Raw genomic sequence first — 6,411 nt, forward strand, 5'->3', positions numbered from 1 at the left:
ACAGGCGGTGCACATCCATGCCATCGGCGACGGCGCCGTGCGCGCGGGCCTCGACGCTTTTGCTGCGGCCCGGGCTGCCAACGGCGACAAGGACAATCGCCACCAAATGGCCCATTTGCAGCTCGTCGATCCGGCAGACTTTCCGCGCTTCAAGGATCTCGGCGTGATGGCGGACATGCAGCTCGAATGGGCCAAGCGCGAGCCCGCGACCGAGGGTCCGGTCGAGCCCTATCTCGGTCCCGAGCGGTACAAGTATCTCTACCCTGCGGGCAGCCTGCATGAGGCTGGCGCAACCATCATCGGCGGCAGCGACTGGGACATCTCCTCATACAATCCGTTCCGCGCCTTCCAGACCGCCGTCACGCGAGCCGGCGGCAAGGGCCAGTCGCCGCTCAATATCGAGGAGTGCATTCCGCTCACCACCGCGATCGACGCCTACACCACCAATGCCGCCTACGCCATGAAGCAGGATGCGACCACAGGCAGCCTGGAAGTGGGCAAGCGTGCCGATCTTGTCGTGCTCGACCGCGACATTCTCACAATCGACCCTGAGACTATCGAGGATACCAAGGTGCTCGCCACCTATCTCGACGGACGCCTCGTCCATGCCGCCTCACCCGGAGGCGATGCGGCGGATGATGATGAGGATGCCGGGAAATGGTGGGACGAGCGCGAGGCGCGCATGCGCGACTGGCTCAACCGCAACTGACCTCGTCATCGCCTAATTGGCGCGCATCACCAGGCAGTCGAAGGACATGCGCTTCAATTGGGCGCAGGTGCTTTTCGCATTATCCTGTGAGAAGCCGGCGAAGCGCGCGCGATACCACTGCGTGTCGTCCTTTTGAAAGGCGACCGCGAGTGGCTGGTGGCCGTCGAGGAGGGTGGTGGCGCGGCCCCGGACTTCACCGAGCCTGCTTTCGGCCTCTCCCTGCGAGGTGAAGGCCCCGACTTGAACGTGATAGGGCCCGGCGCTCGTCGCCATCTTGTTTGAACCCTCGGGCGTGGTGCCGGGAGCCATAGGCTGTACAGGGGCCGGGGCGAGCTTGGCAGCAATTGGCGCAGCGTCCTGGCTGACGCTTACCGGCTCGGCTGTTGGAGCCGCCGAAGCCAGCGCAAAGACCCGCTTCTTGGCGACCGGCGGCGGTGGCGCAGGCGTCTCAAGGCTTGCCACGAGCGGTGCTGTCTCGACAGGCTTGGGTCTGCCGGCGATGGCCTTGGGGAAGGACTGATCGAGCAGTGCCCGCATGGCGGCATCGCGCTGGGCGCCGGTTCTGCCGCCAAGCACCACCGCCACCAGATGCTTGTCGTCACGCCGCACCGAAGCTGTCAGGTTGAAGCCAGCGGCTCTGGTATAGCCGGTCTTGATGCCGTCGGTGCCCTTGTAGCCGAACAACAGCCGATTGTGGTTACGGTAGCGGCGGCCGTGATAGGCGAAATATTTGGTCTGGAAGCAGCCGTAATATTCCGGGAAGTCTCGAATCAGATGCTGCGCCAGGACCGCCATGTCCCGCGCCGTGGTCACCTGCTCGTCATTTGGAAGCCCGGAGGCATTGCGGAACAGCGTGGACATCATGCCGAGCTCCTGGGCCTTCCTGGTCATCACCCGGGCGAAGTTCGCTTCGGTCCCGGCGAGGTTCTCGGCGATGGTCACCGCGGCGTCGTTGGCGGAAAGGGTGACGAGAGCGTTGACGGCATCGGCAGCGCGAATGGTCGCACCCGGCTTCAGGTTGAGCTTGGTCGGTGCCTGGCTTGCCGCGTAGGGCGTCACCACCAGCTCCGAATCAGGGCCGACGGCGCCTGCGCGCATATAAGAGAAGAGGACGTAGAGGGTCATCATCTTGGTGAGCGACGCCGGCGCCCGCGGGGCGGTGGAGGCCTGCTCTTGCAGGATGCGGCCCGAATTCATGTCGACCACGATCGCTGCCGCAATCGCGCCGCCGCTCGATCTGGACTTTGGCTTGGCAAGGACTCCGGTTGAAGGCACCGCCATCGCGAGTGCGAGCAGAAGCACAAGCGGGCGCCATGCGTGCAGCCGCAGGCCACAGCAACTTTGAGACTGCCGGAACTCCACCCCGTCCTCGAAGGCCGTCAGGCCTCGCCCCCGTCTTTTCGCATCTTCCCAAACGCCACCCAAGTGACACGAGCTTTGTCGCAACTTGCTGGCGCGACTGGGTTCGCAACAAGGCTAAAATCCGGCGATTGCGAAAGCGTTAAGGGCCCCGAACCAAGATTATTGTGCAGTGCAAAAATTTTTGTTGACCGTTTATTGTGCAATGCATATATATGGCTCGCCACGCTAGGATCGGTTCTTTCAGAGAGGGCTCATGATGCTCAAAGGTTTCGAAGAGTTTCAGAAAGTGGGTAAGGACGGCTTCGATGCGGCCGTCAAGTCATTCGGCGAGATGAACAAAGGCTTCCAGGCCATCGCCGCCGAGGTGACCGATTATTCCAAGAAGGCGTTCGAGGACCATACTCGCGCGTTCGAGCAGCTGATCGGCGCCAAGTCGGTAGAGCAGGCCGTCGAGATTCAATCTCAGTATGCGAAGAAGGCGTATGACACTTACATGGCCGAGATGTCCAAGATCGGCGAGATGTATGCGGGCCTCGCTCGCGATGCCTATAAGCCGGTCGAGACCGCCTTCACCAAGAAGGTCTCCTAACGGCACCTGCCAGACTCCACCTGGTCTATCGAAAAGACCCGGGATTGCTTCCCGGGTCTTTTTTTTTGCCGTTTTCCCGACAGCAATCAGCACTATGTTATGGAGCATCGGGAGCGCGCATTGCTGCTCCTTGCATGATGCCGGTAGAATGGATCAGGATAATGTCTTGGCAGATGATGAACGAGACGCCACATAGGGGTTGACGATGGCGCGAAACGGCGACACTCGCCGGGGCGGCGACACCGGCACTCATATCATCACCAAGACGCGTCCGAAGACGAAGCGGCCGAGCCTGTACAAGGTGCTGCTTCTCAACGACGACTATACGCCGATGGATTTCGTCGTGTACGTGCTCGAACGCTTCTTTAACAAGCCGCCGGAAGAGGCGACTCGGATTATGCTGCACGTCCATCAGAAGGGCGTCGGCATTTGTGGAGTCTACACATATGAGGTGGCTGAGACTAAAGTAGCCCAGGTGACGAGCTTCGCCCGTCAGCATGAGCACCCGCTGCAATGCACCATGGAGAAAGAGTGAGGGTTTAGGTGGCTTCCTTCTCGTCCAGTCTGGAACAGGCCTTACGGCGCGCCCTGCAATACGCCAACGAGCGCAGTCACGAATACGCGACGCTCGAGCATCTCCTGTTGTCGCTGCTCGACGACCGCGACGCCGCAGCGGTGATGCGCGCCTGCGACGTCGATCTCGATCTGTTGCGGGACAAGCTCACCGGGTATCTCGACAACGAGCTCGCCGGGCTGGTGCTCGATTCGCACAACGACGCCCAGCCGACCGCTGGCTTCCAGCGCGTGATTCACCGCGCCGTCGCCCATGTGCAGTCGTCGGGCCGCGAGGAGGTGACCGGCGCCAATGTGCTGGTGGCGATCTTCGCCGAGCGGGAGAGCCACGCCGCCTTCTTCCTGCAAGAGCAGCACATGACCCGCTTCGACGCGGTGAACTACATCAGCCACGGCATCGCTAAGCGGGCCGGCATGTCCGAGCCGCGCACCGTGCGCGGCGTGGAGGAGGATGCCGCGACGGTCGAGGGCGGCGACGAGAAGAAGCGCGGCGCCGATGCGCTCGAGGTCTATTGCGTCAACCTAAACCAGAAGGCGCGGGCCGGCCGCATCGATCCTTTGATCGGTCGCGGGCCGGAGATCCAGCGCACCATCCAAGTGCTCTGCCGGCGGCAGAAGAACAACCCGCTATTCGTTGGCGATCCCGGCGTGGGCAAAACCGCCATCGCCGAAGGCCTCGCGCGCCGCATCGTCATGGGCGACGTGCCGGAAGTGCTCGCCGAATCCACCATCTTCCAGCTCGACATGGGTGCGCTGCTCGCCGGCACCCGCTACCGCGGCGATTTCGAGGAGCGGCTCAAGGCCGTGATGCGCGAGATCGAGGCCTATCCCGGCGCCATCATGTTCATCGACGAGATCCATACGGTGATCGGCGCCGGCGCCACCTCAGGCGGGGCCATGGACGCCTCGAACCTGCTCAAGCCCGCGCTGCAGTCAGGCACGCTTCGCTGCATCGGCTCGACCACCTATAAGGAATACCGGCAGCATTTCGAGAAGGATCGGGCGCTGGTGCGCCGCTTCCAGAAGATCGACGTGAACGAGCCGTCGGTCCCCGATGCCATCGAGATCCTGAAGGGGCTGAAGCCCTATTTCGAGGATTTCCACCGGGTCCGCTACACGCGGCAGGCTATCAAGTCCGCGGTCGAGCTTTCGGCCAAATACATTCACGACCGCAAGCTGCCCGACAAGGCGATCGACGTGATCGACGAGACCGGCGCCTCGCAGATGCTGTTGCCCGAGCGGCAGCGGCGCAAGATCATCGGCGTCAAAGAGGTCGAGTCGACCATCGCCACCATGGCCCGCATCCCGCCAAAGACGGTGTCGAAGTCGGACGCCGAGGTGCTGCGCGCCATCGATCAGGATTTGAAGCGCGTGGTGTTCGGCCAGGACCGGGCGATCGAGGCGCTTGCCGCCGCGATCAAGCTCAGCCGCGCCGGCCTGCGCGAGCCAGAGAAGCCGATCGGCTGCTACATGTTCTCCGGGCCGACCGGCGTCGGCAAGACCGAGGTCGCGCGCCAGCTTGCGCTGCTGCTCGGCGTCGAGCTGCTCCGCTTCGACATGAGTGAGTACATGGAGCGCCACACGGTGTCGCGGCTGATTGGCGCACCGCCCGGCTATGTGGGTTTCGACCAGGGCGGCCTGCTTACCGACGGCATCGACCAGCATCCGCATTCGGTGCTGCTGCTCGACGAGATCGAGAAGGCCCACCCGGACCTGTTCAACATCCTGTTGCAGATCATGGATCACGGCAAGCTGACCGACCACAACGGCAAGAAGGTCGACTTCCAGAACGTAATCCTGATCATGACCACCAATGCCGGGGCTTCCGACCTCGCCAAGGCGGCGATCGGCTTCAACCGGTCGAAGCGCGAGGGCGACGACGAGGAGGCCATCACCAGGCTGTTCAGCCCCGAGTTCCGTAACCGGCTCGACGCCATCATCCCCTTCGCCAACCTCTCGCCGGAGATCATCTCCAAGGTGGTGGAGAAGTTCGTGTTCCAGCTCGAGGCGCAGCTCGGCGACCGCAACATCACCATCGAGCTCACGCCCGAAGCCAATCAATGGCTCGCCGAGCGCGGCTATGACGACAAATTCGGCGCTCGGCCCTTGGCGCGCGTCATCCAGGAGCACATCAAGAAGCCGCTCGCCGAGGAGATCCTGTTCGGGGCCCTGAAAGACGGCGGCATCGTGCGCGTACTGGTCAACGAGAAGGACGGCGAGAAGCTGCTCGGCTTTGAATACATCAAGGCCGATGCACCGATCAAGCCGCGCGGGCCTGACGAGCTCGAGGGTGAGGATTTCGATCCCGAGGATGGCGGTCCTGAAGGCTCCGGAGGCGGTGGTGTGAAATCCGCGCCGAAGCAAAAGCCGAAGCGCGGCCCACGCCGGCCTGGACCGCGCCGGGCTGGCGCGCAGCGGGGCTTGAGTTCAAGCCCGGTGCCGAAAGTGCCTCTCGGCTCGCGGTAGATTACTCACCCGACATTAACTTCGTCATGCCCGGCCTTGTGCCGGGCATCCACGAACAGCTCCCGCAACGGGCGAAGACATGGATGACCGGGACAAGCCCGGCCATGACGGTGGGTGCAGGTTGACTAAGCCGTCTGAAGCTTCTTCCTGATCTTTTCGGCCGTAGTGGCGAGGATCGCCTGGTCGGCCATGATGCCGGCATGGGGCTTCAGCTCCGTGCCCTCTTTGCGCGGGATGATGTGGACGTGGAGGTGGAACACGGTCTGGCCCGCGGCCGCGCCGTTGAACTGCGCGATCAGCACGCCGTCGGCGCCCACCGCCTCCTTGATCTCAGGGCTGAGCTTCTGCACCACGGCCATGAGCTTGACGAGCGCCTGCGGCGACACGTCGAACAGGTCGGTCGCCTTCTCCTTGGTGATCACCAGCGCGTGGCCTTCCGACCGCGGCATGATGTCGAGAAAGGCGAGCGTGTCGTCGTCCTCGTAGATATTGTGGCAGGGAAGCTCGCCGCGCAGCACCTTGGCGAAGATATTGTTCGGATCGTAGGTCATTGACGCGCCTCTTGATCGCATTTTCGCGAGTCATTTCGAGTCCTTGGCGCGTCAAGGTCAACCAGAATATTGCTCCCCCGAAGAGCGGCAGGGCGCGCTCCCTCTCCCCTGTGGGGAGAGGGTTGGGGTGAGGGGGAACAAGACTTCGCTGTACGGCTGGG

The 6,411-nt window shown here is 63.0% G+C and carries 6 protein-coding genes; 4 read left to right on the forward strand and 2 right to left on the reverse strand.

Annotated elements, in window-relative coordinates; translation table 11 throughout:
• The coding region (locus ACREC7_RS15210) for an amidohydrolase (protein ID WP_431556540.1) at positions 1-709 on the forward strand (709 nt) is incomplete at its 5' end.
• Between the two features lie 12 nt (positions 710-721).
• On the opposite strand, the gene ACREC7_RS15215 is transcribed toward ACREC7_RS15210, so the two are convergent.
• On the reverse strand, positions 722-2,011 hold the full coding sequence (locus tag ACREC7_RS15215; RefSeq protein ID WP_431556541.1) for an SPOR domain-containing protein: 1,290 nt from the start codon (positions 2,009-2,011) through the stop codon (positions 722-724).
• A 313-nt stretch (positions 2,012-2,324) separates the two neighbouring features.
• On the opposite strand from ACREC7_RS15215, the gene ACREC7_RS15220 reads away from it, so the two are divergent.
• From ACREC7_RS15220 to clpA, 3 genes are all read left to right on the forward strand, one after another.
• The gene (locus tag ACREC7_RS15220; RefSeq protein WP_424389252.1) at positions 2,325-2,660 is read left to right on the forward strand and encodes a phasin family protein; all 336 of its coding nucleotides are present in this window, start codon (positions 2,325-2,327) and stop codon (positions 2,658-2,660) included.
• A gap of 205 nt (positions 2,661-2,865) precedes the next feature.
• Positions 2,866-3,195 (forward strand): ATP-dependent Clp protease adapter ClpS, encoded by a 330-nt coding sequence (gene clpS / locus ACREC7_RS15225; protein WP_431556542.1) that lies wholly within the window; start codon positions 2,866-2,868, stop codon positions 3,193-3,195.
• An 8-nt stretch (positions 3,196-3,203) separates the two neighbouring features.
• Positions 3,204-5,699 (forward strand): ATP-dependent Clp protease ATP-binding subunit ClpA, encoded by a 2,496-nt coding sequence (gene clpA, locus ACREC7_RS15230; protein ID WP_431556543.1) that lies wholly within the window; start codon positions 3,204-3,206, stop codon positions 5,697-5,699.
• A gap of 125 nt (positions 5,700-5,824) precedes the next feature.
• Here the strand turns inward: clpA and ACREC7_RS15235 are convergent, their stop codons facing one another.
• Positions 5,825-6,250, reverse strand: a complete 426-nt coding sequence (locus ACREC7_RS15235; RefSeq protein ID WP_431556544.1) for an HIT family protein — start codon at positions 6,248-6,250, stop codon at positions 5,825-5,827.
• Positions 6,251-6,411 lie beyond the last annotated feature (161 nt).

This window comes from Methyloceanibacter sp., assembly GCF_050728395.1.
Taxonomy (GTDB): Bacteria; Pseudomonadota; Alphaproteobacteria; order Rhizobiales; family Methyloligellaceae; genus Methyloceanibacter.

What these genes read in the sequence shown, in the direction of transcription:
- ACREC7_RS15235 (WP_431556544.1), bottom strand. Translation starts at nt 6,250, where the DNA reads ATGACCTACGATCCGAACAATATCTTCGCCAAGGTGCTGCGCGGCGAG.
- ACREC7_RS15220 (WP_424389252.1), top strand. Translation starts at nt 2,325, where the DNA reads ATGATGCTCAAAGGTTTCGAAGAGTTTCAGAAAGTGGGTAAGGACGGC.
- clpS (WP_431556542.1), top strand. Translation starts at nt 2,866, where the DNA reads ATGGCGCGAAACGGCGACACTCGCCGGGGCGGCGACACCGGCACTCAT.